Source organism: Pseudoalteromonas sp. TAP-3C, from assembly GCF_059888565.1.
This window is the reverse complement of sequence record NZ_CM187618.1, coordinates 2,041,081-2,060,343: the sequence shown is the minus strand read 5'-3', so window position 1 is coordinate 2,060,343 and position 19,263 is coordinate 2,041,081. Positions and strand designations below refer to the sequence as shown.

At 42.7% G+C, this 19,263-nt stretch carries 11 protein-coding genes and 3 rRNA genes; all 14 read left to right on the top strand.

Annotated elements, in window-relative coordinates; genetic code table 11:
• Window positions 1–219: 219 nt before the first annotated feature.
• The 14 genes from AC6H44_RS09680 to AC6H44_RS09615 all read left to right on the top strand — a co-directional run bounded on the left by AC6H44_RS09680 (window position 220) and on the right by AC6H44_RS09615 (window position 19,247).
• Window positions 220–1,753, top strand: a 16S ribosomal RNA gene (locus AC6H44_RS09680).
• Window positions 1,754–2,052: 299 nt separating this feature from the next.
• Window positions 2,053–5,040 (top strand): 23S ribosomal RNA (locus AC6H44_RS09675).
• 170 nt (window positions 5,041–5,210) lie between these two features.
• A 5S ribosomal RNA gene (gene rrf / locus AC6H44_RS09670) occupies window positions 5,211–5,325 on the top strand.
• Together the 16S, 23S and 5S rRNA genes form the textbook arrangement of a ribosomal RNA operon.
• A gap of 166 nt (window positions 5,326–5,491) precedes the next feature.
• Window positions 5,492–6,547, top strand: a complete 1,056-nt coding sequence (locus AC6H44_RS09665) for a DUF8605 domain-containing protein (protein WP_500735247.1) — start codon at window positions 5,492–5,494, stop codon at window positions 6,545–6,547.
• Window positions 6,547–7,257 carry a DnaA inactivator Hda gene (gene hda / locus AC6H44_RS09660; protein ID WP_500735246.1) on the top strand — a complete coding sequence of 237 codons (711 nt, stop codon included), beginning with the start codon at window positions 6,547–6,549 and terminating at the stop codon, window positions 7,255–7,257. The genes AC6H44_RS09665 and hda overlap by 1 nt, the downstream gene beginning before the upstream one ends.
• Window positions 7,258–7,339: 82 nt before the next feature.
• Entirely contained in the window at window positions 7,340–8,320 is a 981-nt protein-coding gene (pheS, locus tag AC6H44_RS09655) for a phenylalanine--tRNA ligase subunit alpha (protein WP_500735245.1), read from the top strand.
• Between the two features lie 15 nt (window positions 8,321–8,335).
• The gene (gene pheT / locus AC6H44_RS09650) at window positions 8,336–10,723 is read left to right on the top strand and encodes a phenylalanine--tRNA ligase subunit beta (protein ID WP_500735244.1); all 2,388 of its coding nucleotides are present in this window, start codon (window positions 8,336–8,338) and stop codon (window positions 10,721–10,723) included.
• A 2-nt stretch (window positions 10,724–10,725) separates the two neighbouring features.
• On the top strand, window positions 10,726–11,022 hold the full coding sequence (ihfA, locus tag AC6H44_RS09645; protein WP_008114070.1) for an integration host factor subunit alpha: 297 nt from the start codon (window positions 10,726–10,728) through the stop codon (window positions 11,020–11,022).
• A 186-nt stretch (window positions 11,023–11,208) separates the two neighbouring features.
• Window positions 11,209–12,651, top strand: coding sequence for a glyceraldehyde-3-phosphate dehydrogenase (locus AC6H44_RS09640; protein WP_500735243.1), 1,443 nt, complete (start codon window positions 11,209–11,211; stop codon window positions 12,649–12,651).
• A 190-nt stretch (window positions 12,652–12,841) separates the two neighbouring features.
• Window positions 12,842–13,969 carry a M14 family metallopeptidase gene (locus AC6H44_RS09635; RefSeq protein WP_500735242.1) on the top strand — a complete coding sequence of 376 codons (1,128 nt, stop codon included), beginning with the start codon at window positions 12,842–12,844 and terminating at the stop codon, window positions 13,967–13,969.
• A 350-nt stretch (window positions 13,970–14,319) separates the two neighbouring features.
• Window positions 14,320–15,819 (top strand): alanine/glycine:cation symporter family protein, encoded by a 1,500-nt coding sequence (locus AC6H44_RS09630; RefSeq protein WP_500735241.1) that lies wholly within the window; start codon window positions 14,320–14,322, stop codon window positions 15,817–15,819.
• A gap of 144 nt (window positions 15,820–15,963) precedes the next feature.
• Window positions 15,964–16,290 (top strand): hypothetical protein, encoded by a 327-nt coding sequence (locus tag AC6H44_RS09625; RefSeq protein WP_500735240.1) that lies wholly within the window; start codon window positions 15,964–15,966, stop codon window positions 16,288–16,290.
• Window position 16,291: 1 nt separating this feature from the next.
• Window positions 16,292–16,573 carry a YeaC family protein gene (locus AC6H44_RS09620; RefSeq protein ID WP_500735239.1) on the top strand — a complete coding sequence of 94 codons (282 nt, stop codon included), beginning with the start codon at window positions 16,292–16,294 and terminating at the stop codon, window positions 16,571–16,573.
• Window positions 16,563–19,247 carry a DUF349 domain-containing protein gene (locus tag AC6H44_RS09615; RefSeq protein ID WP_500735238.1) on the top strand — a complete coding sequence of 895 codons (2,685 nt, stop codon included), beginning with the start codon at window positions 16,563–16,565 and terminating at the stop codon, window positions 19,245–19,247. The genes AC6H44_RS09620 and AC6H44_RS09615 overlap by 11 nt, the downstream gene beginning before the upstream one ends.
• Window positions 19,248–19,263 lie beyond the last annotated feature (16 nt).

The window sequence follows — 19,263 nt, the reverse complement described above, 5'->3', positions numbered from 1 at the left end:
TCGTACAGATTGAGTTCTAACAGCCAAACTTAGTTTACTAAGTAAGGCAAAAAATTTAGAGTCTCAATGTGTTTTCTCGAAAGAGAAACTGAGTGACCAACAGAAGTAACTTATTTATAAGTTGCTTCGGCACAGTCAATTCAATATCGAAAGATATTAAATAAATTCAGAATTCATTGAGCAGTCTCATCTCTTAATTGAGTGGGAAGAAAAAACTTTTAATTGAAGAGTTTGATCATGGCTCAGATTGAACGCTGGCGGCAGGCCTAACACATGCAAGTCGAGCGGTAACATTTCTAGCTTGCTAGAAGATGACGAGCGGCGGACGGGTGAGTAATGCTTGGGAACATGCCTTGAGGTGGGGGACAACAGTTGGAAACGACTGCTAATACCGCATAATGTCTACGGACCAAAGGGGGCTTCGGCTCTCGCCTTTAGATTGGCCCAAGTGGGATTAGCTAGTTGGTGAGGTAATGGCTCACCAAGGCGACGATCCCTAGCTGGTTTGAGAGGATGATCAGCCACACTGGGACTGAGACACGGCCCAGACTCCTACGGGAGGCAGCAGTGGGGAATATTGCACAATGGGCGCAAGCCTGATGCAGCCATGCCGCGTGTGTGAAGAAGGCCTTCGGGTTGTAAAGCACTTTCAGTCAGGAGGAAAGGGTGTGAGTTAATACCTTACATCTGTGACGTTACTGACAGAAGAAGCACCGGCTAACTCCGTGCCAGCAGCCGCGGTAATACGGAGGGTGCGAGCGTTAATCGGAATTACTGGGCGTAAAGCGTACGCAGGCGGTTTGTTAAGCGAGATGTGAAAGCCCCGGGCTCAACCTGGGAACTGCATTTCGAACTGGCAAACTAGAGTGTGATAGAGGGTGGTAGAATTTCAGGTGTAGCGGTGAAATGCGTAGAGATCTGAAGGAATACCGATGGCGAAGGCAGCCACCTGGGTCAACACTGACGCTCATGTACGAAAGCGTGGGGAGCAAACAGGATTAGATACCCTGGTAGTCCACGCCGTAAACGATGTCTACTAGAAGCTCGGAGCCTCGGTTCTGTTTTTCAAAGCTAACGCATTAAGTAGACCGCCTGGGGAGTACGGCCGCAAGGTTAAAACTCAAATGAATTGACGGGGGCCCGCACAAGCGGTGGAGCATGTGGTTTAATTCGATGCAACGCGAAGAACCTTACCTACACTTGACATACTCAAAAGGCGAAAGAGATTTTGCTGTGCCTTCGGGAATTGAGATACAGGTGCTGCATGGCTGTCGTCAGCTCGTGTTGTGAGATGTTGGGTTAAGTCCCGCAACGAGCGCAACCCCTATCCTTAGTTGCTAGCAGGTAATGCTGAGAACTCTAAGGAGACTGCCGGTGATAAACCGGAGGAAGGTGGGGACGACGTCAAGTCATCATGGCCCTTACGTGTAGGGCTACACACGTGCTACAATGGCGCATACAGAGTGCTGCGAACCTGCGAAGGTAAGCGAATCACTTAAAGTGCGTCGTAGTCCGGATTGGAGTCTGCAACTCGACTCCATGAAGTCGGAATCGCTAGTAATCGCGTATCAGAATGACGCGGTGAATACGTTCCCGGGCCTTGTACACACCGCCCGTCACACCATGGGAGTGGGTTGCTCCAGAAGTAGATAGTCTAACCTTAGGGAGGACGTTTACCACGGAGTGATTCATGACTGGGGTGAAGTCGTAACAAGGTAGCCCTAGGGGAACCTGGGGCTGGATCACCTCCTTATACGATTTAGAACTTATTTGTTCGTAGTGTCCACACAGATGAATGTTTATAAATCTCGCTGCGCGATGCGAAGCAGATTTTATTGCTCTTTAAAAATTTGGAAAAGCTGATAATAAAATTCGTATGAATGACATTTGTTATTTGTACAGAGTTTTCAAAAGTAAAAAACAATGATAGCAGTATCATTCAGTGCCATTTAATAAACGTTTACGTTTGTTGATTGGTATCTACTTTAGTATTCAATATTAACTTCTGGCGAAGTTAAACTGTCACAAAACAAAGACCCGTTTGGGTTGTATGGTTAAGTGACTAAGCGTACACGGTGGATGCCTTGGCAGTTGGAGGCGATGAAGGACGTATTAACTTGCGATAAGCCTAGTCAAGCTAGTAAAAAGCACTTGAGACTAGGATTTCCGAATGGGGAAACCCACCTGCTTGCAGGTATCGTTAACTGAATACATAGGTTAACGAAGCGAACGCGGAGAACTGAAACATCTAAGTACCCGTAGGAAAAGAAATCAACCGAGATTCCGAGAGTAGCGGCGAGCGAAATCGGAACAGCCCTTAAGCTAATTATGTGTTAATGGAAGGTCGCTGGAAAGCGCCACGATACAGGGTGATAGTCCCGTACATGAAAACGCATTTTAAGTGAAATCGAGTAGGTCGGAGCACGTGAAACTTTGACTGAATATAGGTGGACCATCATCTAAGGCTAAATACTCCCAACTGACCGATAGTGAACCAGTACCGTGAGGGAAAGGCGAAAAGAACCCCTGTGAGGGGAGTGAAATAGAACCTGAAACCGTGTACGTACAAGCAGTAGGAGCCTACTTGTTAGGTGACTGCGTACCTTTTGTATAATGGGTCAGCGACTTATATTTTGTAGCGAGGTTAACCGATTAGGGAAGCCGTAGGGAAACCGAGTCTTAACTGGGCGAATAGTTGCAAGGTATAGACCCGAAACCCGGTGATCTAGCCATGGGCAGGTTGAAGATTGAGTAACATCAATTGGAGGACCGAACCCACTAACGTTGAAAAGTTAGGGGATGACCTGTGGTTAGGAGTGAAAGGCTAATCAAACCGGGAGATAGCTGGTTCTCCCCGAAATCTATTTAGGTAGAGCCTCGGACGAATACTTACGGGGGTAGAGCACTGTTAAGGCTAGGGGGTCATCCCGACTTACCAACCCTTTGCAAACTCCGAATACCGTAAAGTACTATCCGGGAGACACACGGCGGGTGCTAACGTCCGTCGTGAAGAGGGAAACAACCCAGACCGCCAGCTAAGGTCCCCAAGTCATAGTTAAGTGGGAAACGATGTGGAAAGGCCCAGACAGCCAGGAGGTTGGCTTAGAAGCAGCCATCCTTTAAAGAAAGCGTAATAGCTCACTGGTCGAGTCGGTCTGCGCGGAAGATGTAACGGGGCTAAACTATGCACCGAAGCTGCGGATTTGAGCATACCACCCAAGCTATTTTGATTAACGTTGACAGCGCGAAGCGCCCAGCGTTCAAGCGTCACCTAAACGTGAGTCGATGATGATAGAGATAGTTTCGGGGTATGCTCAAGTGGTAGGGGAGCGTTCTGTAAGCGGTTGAAGGTGTGCCGGGAGGCATGCTGGACGTATCAGAAGTGCGAATGCTGACATGAGTAACGATAATGCGGGTGAAAAACCCGCACGCCGGAAGACCAAGGGTTCCTATCCCATGTTAATCAGGGTAGGGTAAGTCGACCCCTAAGGCGAGGCCGAAAGGCGTAGTCGATGGGAAACGGATTAATATTTCCGTACTTGGTATAATTGCGATGGGGGGACGGAGCAGGCTAAGCAAGCATGGCGTTGGTAGTCCATGTGAAAGTGAGTAGGGCGTTTGTTTAGGTAAATCCGGACAAACATTAAACCTGAGACACGAGACGAGTCACTACGGTGATGAAGTTGCTGATGCCATACTTCCAGGAAAAGCCTCTAAGCTTCAGATTATACCGAATCGTACCCCAAACCGACACAGGTGGTCAGGTAGAGAATACTAAGGCGCTTGAGAGAACTCGGGTGAAGGAACTAGGCAAAATCGTACCGTAACTTCGGGAGAAGGTACGCTCCGATTGGTGACGGGACTTGCTCCCTGAGCTAATTGGAGCCGCAGTGACCAGGTGGCTGGGACTGTTTATTAAAAACACAGCACTGTGCAAAATCGCAAGATGACGTATACGGTGTGACACCTGCCCGGTGCCGGAAGGTTAATTGATGGGGTTATCTTCGGAGAAGCTCTTGATCGAAGCCCCGGTAAACGGCGGCCGTAACTATAACGGTCCTAAGGTAGCGAAATTCCTTGTCGGGTAAGTTCCGACCTGCACGAATGGTGTAACCATGGCCACGCTGTCTCCACCCGAGACTCAGTGAAATTGAAATCGCAGTGAAGATGCTGTGTACCCGCGGCTAGACGGAAAGACCCCGTGAACCTTTACTACAGCTTGGCACTGAACATTGAACCTACATGTGTAGGATAGGTGGGAGACTAAGAAGCAGAGACGCTAGTTTTTGTGGAGTCGACCTTGAAATACCACCCTTGTAGTTTTGATGTTCTAACGTTGGCCCCTGAATCGGGGTTACGGACAGTGCCTGGTGGGTAGTTTGACTGGGGCGGTCTCCTCCCAAAGAGTAACGGAGGAGCACGAAGGTTGGCTAAGTACGGTCGGACATCGTACGGTTAGTGTAATGGTAGAAGCCAGCTTAACTGCGAGACAGACACGTCGAGCAGGTACGAAAGTAGGTCATAGTGATCCGGTGGTTCTGAATGGAAGGGCCATCGCTCAACGGATAAAAGGTACTCCGGGGATAACAGGCTGATACCGCCCAAGAGTTCATATCGACGGCGGTGTTTGGCACCTCGATGTCGGCTCATCACATCCTGGGGCTGAAGTCGGTCCCAAGGGTATGGCTGTTCGCCATTTAAAGTGGTACGCGAGCTGGGTTTAGAACGTCGTGAGACAGTTCGGTCCCTATCTGCCGTGGGCGTTTGAGAATTGAGAGGGGTTGCTCCTAGTACGAGAGGACCGGAGTGAACGAACCGCTGGTGTTCGGGTTGTCATGCCAATGGCATTGCCCGGTAGCTACGTTCGGAACTGATAAGCGCTGAAAGCATCTAAGCGCGAAGCAGGCCTCGAGATGAGTTCTCACTAGACTTTTAAAGTCTCTGAAGGGCCGTTGAAGACTACAACGTTGATAGGCAAGGTGTGGAAGCATGGTGACATGTTAAGCTAACTTGTACTAATTACCCGTGAGGCTTAACCATACAACGCCAAACGCGTTTTATGTGATAGTGAAACAAGCGAAGAAGTTAATATAACTAAAGTAGATTTACTAGCAGCTGCAAGCGATAAGCTTTCAGCGGTAAGAAAACAATTATCAGCATTTTCAAATTTTAATTAATTGGCTCGAAAGAGCGGATTAATACCAAATTTGCTTGGTGACAATAGCGTTTTGGACCCACCTGATTCCATGCCGAACTCAGTAGTGAAACGAAACAGCGCCGATGATAGTGTAGCATTTGCTATGTGAAAGTAGGACATTGCCAGGCTCCAAATAAGAGAAACCCGTTACAGCAATGTGACGGGTTTTTTGTTGTCTGGAATAAAGTAAACACACCAGGCCAAGAGCCCATGCCTAACTCAGTAATATAATTTTGCTTTGTGAGTGTCTTTGATTTAGGATCAAAACAGTTTAAAACCAAGAATGATTCGCCTGTGTATAGATTATTAATTAGCGCCTTATCGATTTTCTTTTGTGCTTTTGTATCAGCGGTTGAAGTGACTGATTTATATCAAGATATTTTAGTTGTAGATGATAAATCCCGTGATGTACGTTTAGATGCTAGCCGCAAAGCACTACTTAACGTATTAGTAAAAGTGAGTGGTAATAAAAATGCAGATGAAAATCAACTGGCGCAACAACGTACTAAAGACATATCTGACTATATGCTGAAATTTGAATATGATGAACGCATAAATGGAAAGCTCAAATTACTTGTCAAATTTGAGGCACGTAAGATTGATGCGCTTATCAAAGAATTAAACTTGCCTTTGTGGGGCGCTCAACGTCCACTCGTTGCTATTTGGCTCGGTATCGAAAATAACAAGCAACGTGAACTTGTTACGCAAGAAAGTTACCCTCAGCTAGAACAGCTCATTTATGATAAAGCGAGTCGAAGAGGTTTACCCATTATAGTGCCTTTACTGGATTTACAAGACCGTCGTTTGGTTGGAGTTCCTGAAGTTTGGGGTAACTTTTCCGAACCAGTAGAAGAGGCATCTAGACGCTATAGTGCCGAAAAAAGTATCACGGCTAGGATGTATCAAGAGTTTAACTCAGATAATTGGGTATTGGATTGGCGCTTCACAAATGATGATCTTTTTGAATCTAATCGTATTACTGGTGGTAGGCAACAAATTGTTGCGCAAATGATTGACAATCTTGCCCAAGGTCTTGCCAGTGAATATGCAATAGATCCAAATGCCTATTATGAACAACGTACTGCTAATTTAACCTTAAAAGGCACAGATAGTTTTGTTGATATTGAACTAGCTAAGCGTCGATTACTAAATCTAAGTGTCGTCACCAACGCCGTTATTTTAAGGAAAACACCTGATTTAACCGAGTTTGAGCTAACGCATACGGGAACCGTGAACGACCTTAAAAAAGCCCTTGGACTAGACAGTGCCTTTAAGAATTACATTGATCCTCGTGATTTTTATCATATTGTTGATGAGCAAAGCTTAGAGTATCAATGGGTTGAAAATTAATGTCATCTCAAGAGCCAATGCAAATGGCGTTACCGGTTACGTTACCAGATGATGAAACATTTGCCTCTTATTTTGGGGGAGAAGATTCATTAGAGGTAAATCATCTTAAAGATAGCTTTTCTAAGCTTGCTCATTCTTTTCAGTATACTTATTTATGTGGTTTAGGAGATTCAGGAAAGTCTCACTTATTATATGCCACCTGTATTCAAGCCCAAGAGCGTGGTTTATCCAATATGTTACTTTCAATGCGTGAGGTTATTCATTTTGGCCCGATGGTTTTAGATGGCCTTGAAGCATTAGATGTACTATGTATTGATGATGTTCATTTAGTGGCGGGCAATGATGCTTGGGAAAAGGCGTTATTTAATTTTTTTAATCGCTTTAATGAACCCAATAAAATGTTGGTAGTGACCGCTGATTTACTGCCAAATATGCTTAATATTAGTTTGCCCGATTTAGAATCGCGTTTAAAGTGGGGCACGACGTTTCAAATTCGCTCTATGAGTGATGATGATAAAGCACAAGCGCTGGTTAAGCGTGCGAATATGCGTGGGCTTGAGTTAACTGATGAGTGTGCGCGATTTTTATTAACGCGTTTAAGTCGTGATATGCGCGCTTTATTAGACGTATTAGACAAATTAGATCATGCATCCATGGCTGCACAACGAAAATTGACTATTCCTTTTATAAAATCAACGCTAAAGCTCTAGTAGGTCTAGAATCTAGACCCTGCTTTCAGTTATCATTAGCTAACTAAATTGTAATCACCTTCTGTGAAAGATCAGGTATCGAATGAACTTAGAAAACATATTAGCGCAAGCACTTGAGGCGGTGGCCAGTGCCAGTGAAATCGCGCAGCTAGAAGAGATCAGGGTTAACTATCTTGGTAAAAAAGGCGAAATTACCAGCTTACTTAAAACGTTAGGTAAAATTGCTGCTGAAGAACGTAAAGAAGCAGGCCAAGTAATTAACCAAGCTAAGCAAGACGTGCAAGTTGCGATTAATGACAAACGTGAATTGTTAGCAAGTAAAGCATTAGAAGAAAAATTAGCAGCAGAAACAGTCGATGTGACTTTACCAGGTCGTGTTATGCCATCGGGTGGTTTACACCCGGTTACTCGCACTATTGAGCGCATAGAAAGCTTTTTTGGTGAACTTGGTTTTGCCGTTAAATCAGGTCCTGAGGTTGAAGATGACTTTCATAACTTTGATGCATTGAATATTCCAGAGCATCACCCAGCTCGCGCCGATCACGATACCTTTTACTTTAATCCTAAGCTGGTACTGCGTACTCAAACCAGTGGTGTACAAATTCGAACTATGGAAACTGAGCAACCGCCACTGCGTATTATTTCGCCAGGGCGTGTATACCGTAACGATTACGACCAAACACACACCCCAATGTTCCATCAGGTGGAAGGGTTGATGGTTGATACTGATGTAAGCTTCACTGAGCTTAAAGGTATTTTACATGACTTTTTACGTAACTTTTTTGAAGAAGACATGGAAATTCGTTTTCGTCCTTCATTCTTCCCATTTACTGAGCCTTCAGCCGAAGTGGACGTGATGGGTAAAGACGGTAAATGGTTAGAAGTATTAGGTTGCGGCATGGTTCATCCTAACGTACTTAAGTCTGTAGGCATCGATCCTGAAAAATACACCGGTTTTGCTTTTGGTATGGGTGTTGAGCGCTTAACCATGTTGCGTTACGGCGTAAATGATTTACGTGCGTTTTTCGAAAATGACTTAAAATTCCTAAACCAGTTCCGTTAAGAGTGAAGAGATAAAATGAAATTTAGTGAAAAGTGGTTAAGAGAGTGGGTAAACCCTGCAATTGATACGCAAGCTCTTTCGGAACAGCTTTCAATGGCTGGTTTAGAAGTAGATAGCGTTGAGCCGGCAGCCGCCAAATTTAATGGCGTTGTGGTAGGAGAAGTGATTGAGTGTGGCCAGCACCCTGATGCAGATAAACTACGTGTAACAAAAATTAATATCGGTGGCGATGAGCTACTGGATATCGTATGTGGTGCACCAAATTGCCGCCAAGGTATTAAAGTTGCAGTTGCCACTGTTGGCGCAGTGTTACCGGGTGATTTTAAAATTAAAAAAGCCAAACTTCGCGGTCAGCCTTCAAACGGCATGTTATGTGCATTTGATGAGCTAGGTATTAGTGAAGAAGGCGATGGCATTATGGAATTGCCACTTGATGCACCTATTGGTACCGATTTACGCGAATATTTAGCGCTTGATGACAACATCATTGACGTAGATTTAACGCCTAACCGTGGCGACTGTTTAGGTATTAAAGGGCTTGCCCGTGAAGTCGGCGTCCTGAACAGTATTGACGTAAATACATTAAGCATTCCAGCGGTAACCCCGACAATTGAAGACAAAGTATCAATTGAGTTGGTTAACGATGATGCCTGTCCTCGTTATTTAGGGCGTGTTATTAAGGGCATTAACTTAGCCGCTGAAACGCCTTTATGGATGGTTGAAAAGCTACGTCGCAGTGGTGTACGTTCAATTGATCCGGTTGTTGATGTTACTAACTTCGTATTGTTAGAGCTTGGCCACCCAATGCATGCATTTGATTTAAATGCCATTGAGGGTGGAATTAAAGTACGTAGTGCAACCCCTGGTGAAGAGCTGGTTTTACTCGATGGTAATACCGCGAAGTTAAATGAATCGACATTAGTGATTGCCGATCATCACAAAGCGCTAGCCATTGCCGGTATTTTTGGCGGTGAGCAATCAGGTGTTACTGAAAAAAAAACTGATATCTTATTAGAAAGCGCATTTTTCAATCCGGTGGCCATTGCAGGGCAAGCACGCAGCTATGGTTTGCACACTGATGCATCTCATCGCTATGAGCGCGGCGTAGACTTTGCACTACAACACGATGCAATGGAGCGCGCTACAGCACTGCTGCTGGAGATTGTAGGTGGTAACGCAGGTCCAATCGTTGAAGCGGTTGCTGCAGATAAACTACCAAAAGTAACAGAAGTGCGTTTACGTCGTTCTCGTCTAGACCGTGTTATTGGCCATCACATTGACGATGCGAAAGTAACCGATATTCTTACGCGTTTAGGGCTAGATGTTAAATTTGAAAATGCTAGCTGGAGCGCTGATGTGCCAAGTTACCGTTTTGATATTCGCATTGAAGAAGACTTAATCGAAGAAGTGGCTCGTGTATACGGTTATAATAGCATTCCGAATGTGGCACCGACGGCAAAGCTTAAAATGACCACGCATGATGAGTCAACCGTTGCACTGAGCCGTTTTCGTAATGCGCTAGTTACGCGTGGTTATCAAGAAGCCATTACTTACAGTTTTGTTGATCCTAAAGCGCAAGCTATTTTACATCCAGAGTGTAACGCATTGGTATTGCCGCACCCAATTTCCATCGAAATGTCAGCGATGCGTGTAAGTTTAATGCCGGGTTTATTAGCCTCTGTTGCCTATAACCAAAACCGCCAGCAACCACGTATTCGCTTATTTGAACACGGCCTTAAGTTTATCAGCGATGAAAGCGCAGAAAATGGCGTGTATCAAGTGCCGGTCATTGGTGGTGTTATTACTGGGCTTGCGCATGGTGAGCATTGGATTGAAGAAAAACGACACGTTGATTTTTATGATTTAAAAGGGGATGTTGAAGCGTTACTTGCAATCACCAACGATGTTAACCGCTTTGAAATTAAAGCTGAGCAATCAGATGGCCTTCATCCTGGGCAGTCAGCTGTAATTTATGTTGATGGTAAAAAAGTAGGTTTCTTTGGTGCATTACACCCTCAGGCGCAAAAATTATTAGATATCAATAATGCTGCTTTTGTGTTTGAAATTGAAATGTCGGCGTTAGAAAAAAGAAATTTACCGCAGGCTGTTGGGGTGTCTAAATTCCCATCAAATCGCCGCGACATCGCGATTTTAGTGCAAGACAGCGTTAAAGTTGGTGATATTTTAAACGTCATCGGAAAAGTTGGCGGAAATCAATTGGTTGACCTAAACTTATTCGATGTGTATAAGGGCAAAGGTATTGAGCCAAATTATAAGAGTTTGGCGATTGCTCTAACACTGCAAGCGGTTGATAGAACACTCGAAGAGAAAGATATCAATCAGGTAGTTGATAACGTGGTGGCCGCACTGGCCGAACAGTTTAATGCATCGTTGAGGGACTAGATATGGCGCTTACTAAAGCCGACATAGCTGAACACCTATTTGAAAAGCTCGGGATCAATAAAAAAGATGCCAAAGATTTAGTTGAGGCGTTTTTTGAAGAAATCCGCTCAGCGCTCGAAAAAGGCGAGCAGATTAAGCTCTCTGGATTTGGTAACTTTGATCTTCGAGACAAAAAAGAAAGACCGGGACGTAATCCGAAAACGGGAGAAGATATTCCCATTTCAGCACGTCGCGTAGTCACCTTTAGACCGGGGCAAAAGTTAAAAACCCGTGTTGAAGTAGGCACAAGCAAAAAATAAATAAAAAGGCAGCGAAAGCTGCCTTTTTTGTATCCGCAGTATTATTCTTGCGTAAACTTTAGTCTCTAACAGTAGAGAATAAAATGAGATTAAATTAGAATACCCCTGCCCGAAAGAATGCATTGCTCTCAAAATTCGATACATTCTTAGGCTATCCGTTCAAAATTGTTTAATTAGGTAAAAAAAATGACCTCATCTCACGAGTTAGAATACACAAGTAGCTGGCAAGAGCGCCAAGATTACGCTGAAAGTATGCAACCAATTATTGGTAAACTGTACCGAAATCGTGGTATTGAAATTGCGGTTTACGGCCGTCCATTAGTAAATGCAAGCACTATTGATATTATCAAGTCTCATAAATCAGTGGCACAATTTGAAGGGTCTAAACTTCGTTTACGTGAAAGTTTCCCGTTTTTAGAAGCTATCAGTAAAATGGAATTACATTCTGCCCGTATCGATATCGGTAAATTAGCATACAGCTATTTATACACAGATGCAGCGAATGGCCGCACAGTAGAAGAGTTCGTTAAAGATGAGCTTGCTGAAATTGTTGACTCTGAGCCTAAAGCCCCACGTGATGTAGTCCTTTACGGTTTTGGCCGTATTGGTCGCTTATTAGCGCGTTTACTAATTGAAAAGTCAGGCCCTTATGCCGATTTAAACCTGCGCGCTATTGTGGTGCGTGGTGGTAAAGATGGCGACTTAGAAAAACGTGCAAGCTTATTGCGTCGTGATTCTATTCATGGCCCTTTTAATGGTTCTATCACCATCGATAAAGAGCGTAACGCAATTAAAGCAAATGGTAGCTACATTCAAGTTATTTATGCTAACTCGCCAAGCGAAGTTGATTACAGCGCGTACGGCATTGAAAACGCACTAGTTGTTGATAACACAGGTATTTGGAAAGATGAAGCCGGCCTTGGTCAACATTTAGAGTCTAAAGGGGCTGCAAAAGTATTATTAACAGCGCCCGCTAAAGGCAATATTAAAAATATTGTTTACGGGGTAAATAACCACGATATTAAATCTGAAGACAAAATCGTCTGTGCTGCAAGCTGTACAACTAATGCAATTACACCCACACTTAAAGCATTAAACGATCAGTTTGGTATTAAGAATGGCCATGTTGAAACGGTTCACTCATATACTAATGACCAAAACTTAATTGATAACTACCACAAAGCGGAACGTCGTGGTCGTGCTGCAGCATTGAACATGGTTATCACTGAAACAGGTGCAGCGAAAGCGGTTGCGAAAGCATTACCAGAGCTGGAAGGTAAACTAACAGGTAACGCAATCCGTGTGCCTACACCTAACGTATCGTTAGCTATTTTAAACCTTAATCTTGAAAAGAGTACAACGGTTGAAGAGCTTAATGCGTTTTTACGTGAAACCGCACTTCACTCAGACCTGCGTGATCAAATTGATTACACAGCATCAACTGAAATCGTATCAACCGATTTAGTGGGGAGTCGTTACGCAGGGGTTATTGATTCTCAAGCAACGATTGTTGATGACAACCGTGTTGTACTTTACGTATGGTACGACAATGAGTTTGGTTATAGTTGTCAGGTAGTTCGCTGTATGCGCGATATGGCAGAAGTCTCATTCCCAAGTTTACCGCGATAAACACATGAGTAATTAAAAAAGCCAGCACTTGCTGGCTTTTTTAGGCCTGAATATTTTTAAAGTGTAGCGGTTATGGTACGATTTATTGAATTGGGTACGTTTTTTTGCATTTTAATATGCATTAACATGTATTTACCTCTTGGCTAAGCCTTTTAGCCAAAGCACGCAGTTAACTAATAGGTTTATTGTAATGAAAATTAGTAGCAATTTCGACAGTGGTAATATTAAAGTTATTGAAGCCACCGATCCGTTAAATATTCAGTTAGAAATTAATAAAGATCATCAGTCTGAGTTTTACCAGTGGTTTCACTTTCGCCTTGAAACAACACCTTATCAACTACACCAGTTAAATATCAATAATCTTGATAAGTCTGCATACCCAGATGGCTGGGTAGACTACCAAGCTGTTGCTTCATACGACCGTCAAACATGGTTCCGTGTTCCGTCTTCGTATGAAAATGGCACACTAAAATTTGAACTTGAGCCAGAGTGCAGCAGTGTTTATTTTGCCTACTTTGCTCCTTATAGCTACGACCGTCACTTAGATTTATTAGCCTGGGCACAAAGCCAAGAAATTTGCCAACTAGAAACGCTTGGGCAAACGCTTGATGGGCGCGATATGAGCGTGCTTAAAATTGGTCAACCAAGTGAAGATAAAAAAATCATTTGGATCACTGCGCGTCAACACCCTGGTGAAACAATGGCTCAGTGGTTTGTAGAGGGCTTATTACATAAACTACTTGATGATGAAGACCCACATGCTGCCGCATTACTATCCAAAGCGGTATTCTACATCGCACCGAACATGAACCCAGATGGCAGTGTACGCGGTCACTTACGTACTAATGCTAAAGGGGTTAATTTAAACCGTGAATGGCAAACACCCAGCATGGAAAACAGCCCCGAAGTTTACTTAGTGCTTAATAAAATGCGCGAAGTAGGTCTAGACATGCACCTAGACATTCATGGTGATGAGGCGATTCCATATAACTTTGTTGCCGGTAGTGAAGGCATACCAAGCTATGATGCACGCTTAAAAGCCCTAGAAGACAGCTTTAAAGCCGCGCTTTTAACTATTACGCCTGAGTTTCAAGTTGAGCATGGCTACGATAAAGACGAGCCAGGTAAAGCTAACTTAACTGTCGGTTCATCAGCGACGGCAGAAGAATTTAAAGCACTTACTTACACAGTTGAAATGCCATTTAAAGATAATAATGACTTACCTGATCCAGATTATGGTTGGTCAGATTGCCGTTCATACCAATTTGGACAAGATACTTTAGCGGCTATTGTTAATGTTGTAGACAACTTAAGATAAAACGCTCGTTTCAAAGGGTATCAATCACATTGATGCCCTTTTTATTTTAGGCTAAACCGGCCGTACCAAAAAATAAAAATTACATACCCATCAGAACGCTAAATGTTTTCAAAACATTTTCTTGGTTTATTCAATACCGTATAGTTTAAATCAATCTGTATTAGTTAAATGCCGCCCTAATTTATAGTTTTGAAAATTAACTGTTAACAAGGCTGGGTACTTAAGTTAATATCGATTAAACAATAAGAAAAGCGAAAAAGATTAATTCCTTATTTCGTAAAGCTTATGACTCGTATTCTGAGTAAAGAGTATAGTGATTAAAAATAATAAATATAACTATGAGGATATTCATGGAAGCTTTTGTAAGCGCCGTTAATGATGTTGTTTGGAGTAATGCACTCATCTATTTATGCCTTGGCGCAGGCTTATTTTACTCAATACTAACTCGATTTGCACAAGTTCGGCATTTTAAAGAAATGTGTAAGTTGTTGTTTAGCCCTAATACCTCGGATTCTGGAATATCATCGTTTCAAGCCCTAGCTGTATCATTATCTGGACGAGTTGGTGTCGGTAATATAGCAGGTGTAGCTGCTGCAATTGGTTTTGGAGGGCCTGGTGCAATATTTTGGATGTGGATTGTTGCTTTTTTAGGTGCAAGTACCGCTTTCGCAGAGTCAACTCTTGGGCAAATTTATAAAGTAGAAGAGGATGGCCAATATCGCGGTGGTCCCGCATATTATTTTGACCGTTGTTTAGGGCAAAAATGGCTGGCTGTTTTATTTGCTATCTCGGCAATTATAGCCTGTGGTGTTTTCTTACCTGGCGTACAAGCAAATGCTGTAGGTAATGCATTCACTCAAGTATTTGGTGATGGCACTATGGTCTCTACCAGTTTTGGAGAGGTTGGCAGTTTTAAACTTGTTGCGCTGGCTATTATTCTTATTGTTTTAGCGTTTATTATATTTGGTGGCATAAAGCGCATTGCTAACTTTACACAAATTGTAGTGCCATTTATGGCGCTTGGTTACATAGTACTGGCCTTAATTATCGTATTTTTAAATATTGATAAAGTACCCGATATTTTTTCTATGATTATTAGTGATGCATTTACAGCTCAGGCAGGCTTTGGTGCCGCAATAGGCTGGGGTGTTAAACGCGGAATATACTCAAACGAAGCGGGCCAAGGTACAGGGCCTCATGCAGCAGCAGCAGCAGAAGTTGATCACCCTGCGCAGCAAGGTTTAGTGCAAGCTTTTTCTGTTTATGTTGATACACTTTTTGTATGTACAGCAACGGCATTAATGATTTTAATAACGCAGCAATATAACGTAGTAGGTGAATTGCCTGCAGGTCAATTTATTGTACAACATGTCGATGCAGCAACAGAAGTGGGCTCCGCGGCATTCACTCAAATGGCATTGTTTAGTGTATTTGGTGGCCTTGGGGAAGCGTTTGTAGGTATTGCATTATTCTTCTTTGCTTTTACCACAATACTTGCTTATTACTTTATTGCAGAGACGAATATTGCGTACCTAAATCGCTACTTTAAAGGAAGCATTCCGCTTGTTGTGGTAAAGTTTGTCATTATGTTTATGGTGGCTTACGGCATGGTAAATAACTCAGGCTATATTTGGAGCATTGGAGACATAGGCGTTGGTTTAATGGCGTGGATAAACATATTAGGTATATTAGCTATTTTCTTTGTCGCTAAACCGGCCTTAACATGTTTGAGCGATTACGAAGACCAAAAACGCAAAGGCGGGCCTATTACTTTCGATCCTGTAAAATTAGGCATTAAAAACGCCACTTTTTGGGAAAAACGCCTCGCTAAACAACAAAATAATGAGTGATAAATCTTAAATAAAAAATAAGCTAAATTCTTTTTATCCGTGTTAGGTATTAGGCGCAATTCAAAAAAGACAAAGAGCGACAAAACAAGTACAATAGGAAGCGCCGCAAGGCGCTTTTTTTATGCGTAGTATGGAGAGAGATGTATGGCGATTATTCGTTGCCCAAAATGTGCAAAATCAATTTCAGACAAACATGCGCAGTGCCCGCATTGCCAAAGTAACGTAGCTGAATTAAATGCCGAGCAAGTTCAACAACTTCGACGGGAGCAGCGAATTAAAAAGCAGCAAATGTTTATGAACCACTCCTTTTTAGCGTTGATCTTATTTTTAGGTGGTATCTTTTGTTTGTACTTTTTACAGCCTCAAGAAAAAACACTTCATTGGTATGCATATACCTCGGCCATTGGCATTGGCTGTATTTGGTATCTTATCAACCGTATTATTTTAGTGACTCTGAAAAAGAAAAAATGACATGAATATTGATAACTTAGTACAAAATATTACTCCAGAATTATTTGAGCGCCTGCAATATGGTGCATCAACCGGAAAGTGGCCTGATGGTACACCTTTATCGGATGAACAAAAGCAACAAACAGTACAGCTAGTGATGTTGTACCAAGCAAAAGTAACACAATCAAACGAGCAGTTTACCATTGGTGCAAATGGAGAAATGATCCAAAAAACCAAAGCGCAACTACAAAAAGAGTTCAAATCAGACAACGAAATAGCTAGGTTCAGTGAAAATGATCTTTAAACACCTGTTTACACCAAAATGGAAACACCCAAAGCAACAAGTTCGTCTCGATGCGATAGAAAAGCTTGATGTGGCCAACGACATGACGATTCTAAGCACCTTAGCCCTAGAAGATTCATCGGCTGAGATTCGTCGTAAAGCATTGCAAAAAGTAAACGATTTACCGCTTTGGTGGAAAGCTTACAAGCAAGATAATGCATTAAAAGATGTGGCTGAGCAGCAAATATCGTCTGCGATATTAAACAGTGAAAGTACCTTATCGGCACAGATTAAAAGTGAATATATTGAACGTTTTGCGCCAATAAAAACGCTTGAAAAACTCGCATTTGCAGAAAAAGAGCTGCAAGTAAGAGTAAAGTTATTAAAGCGTTTAGCTAATCCTAAGCTAATTGAAAAAGCCTTTAAAGAAGCCAATGAAGAGCTACAAAAACAATTAGTTGACCTAGTAATTACACACCAACTAACAAAAACGCTCATAAAGCATGCCCAAGGAGAAACCAAGGCAGTCCTTGAAGCTCACCTTGAAAACGAGCGTTTAGCGCTTGAAATGCCCTCACAAGTTGAAAATGCAACCCGCGTTATTTTGGCAAAGCTTAATGCGCTGCGTGATAAAAATAATTACGCCATTGTTAACTCACAGGCCGCTGAGTTAATGGCGCAGTGGCAAGCTGTTGAATTAAAATGGCTAAGTGAAGAGCATGTAAAAACCCTTGATGCGAAGTATATTTTAATCACAGATAAACTCGATGCACATCTTGCGACGTTAAAAGCGCAACATGAAATACAGCAACAACGTTTAGCTCAGCAACAGCGTCAAATATTGGCATTGGCAACATTAGAAGCATTGAGTGAAGAAATTGAGAATGCGTTACAGCTAGGATTAGAAACGCCAGAGCAAATTCAGCAAGACTGGCTTGATGCAAAAGTGACGCAAGCAAAAGACACACTAGCTAAAACAGAGCTGGTAACCGATCAGCAATCAAAGCAGATCACGAATAAGTTAGCGCATTTATTCTTACACGTTGCTAAGCTACCAGAGCTCACAGCGGCTATTAAAGAATATAAAATTGCTTACAATACGCTGTGCGAAATAAAACCTGCAGAGCAACTGAGTGATTACGATCAACAACTAAGCGCATTTAATCATACGTTCAAAGCCGCGCGTAGTCACCTCAATGTACTTAGTCACGACTTGCAAATGTCATTTAACATTGAGCTAAATGCCCATAAAAAGCAGTTTTTAGCAGTTATGAGTGAACTGACTAAGCCGCTTGAAAAAAACCAAAGCCAAGCTAAACGTAAAGCACGAGATGTGAAACGTTTAATTGAAGAAGGGCGCTTTAACGTTGCCTTTGGTGTATTTAAAGGCTTTGAAGAGCTATTTAATTCACTAACTGAAAAATACCAACAACCGTTGGTTAATTTAAAAGCCGATTTAGAAGCGCAATTAGCCGATGCCAAAGATTGGCAAAAGTATGCAGCAGCACCTAAACGCGCTGCATTACTAGAAGAAGTGACGCTGTTAGTTGATGAGCCTTGTACAGATCCACAACAGCGCGCTGATCAAGTTAAAACGTTGCGTAAACGTTGGAATGAACTCGGACGCCTTGATACTGAACAAGAAAAACAGCAAGGTAATGCGTTTGATGAAAAAATTGAACTTTTATTTGCTCCTTGCCGCAGTTATTTTGCTGAGCAAGAAGTGCAGCGTGAAGCCGCAAAAGCAGAGCGCGAGCAACTAATAGCGCAAATGCATGCACTGCACTTACAAGCAGCAGACGATGCTGATTTAGATTGGAAACAACTTGAAAGCAATTATAACCGCTTGCAAAAAGCATGGCGAACTGTTGGCAAAGTCGACCCCAAAACCTATCGCGTGTTAAATGAGCGTTATAAGGCACAGCAGCAATTGGTTGTTTCTTCACTCAACGCCTTTCATAAAGGCAACGCCGCACTCAAAAATGAACTTGTCGAGCAAGCAGAGCAGTTATCACAAAGTGATAACCTAGCAGAGGTGTGTCAGCAGTTAAAGCAGTTACAGCAACAATGGCAAACCATAGGCTTTGCAGGCTTAAAAGCTGAAAACGCATTGTGGCAAAAGTTTCGTCAGTTTAATGATGCAACATTCACTAAACGCAGCGAAGAGTTTGAACAGCAAAAACGTCAGCAAAGTGAATCAGATAAGCAGGCATCAGCTGAACTTAATGAGCTTGAAGCGGTATTGAATGAGGTTGAAGGTAAAGCTCAATTACTTGACTTGCAAACCAAAGTTAATGGTTACACGCCATTTAAATCGTTAGCGCCTAAAGTATCTGCTTTATTGTCAGCGATAGATGAAAAATTGACAGGGGTAGCTGCTAAAAATGAGCAAGCTAATTTAAATGCTTTATTTGTTGCGCTTGAGAATAATGAGCCGCTGCCGAGCCAGTTTACTGGTGCAGTTACAACATCATTAAGTACCGAGCAGTTATTAACGCGCATGGAAATCCTAGCAAGCGTTAGTTCGCACAACTCAGCGCAAAGAATGGTAGAACAAGTTGCTATGCTCGATGATAAACACCGTGGTGACCACGCTGATTTAAATTATTACCTAAAGCAATTAATAGCACTCAGCGAAGGTTCAGTCACAGCTGACACACTAGCAAGGTTAAATGTTATTTTTGCGATAAAGTAAGCGCAATGACTTTTAT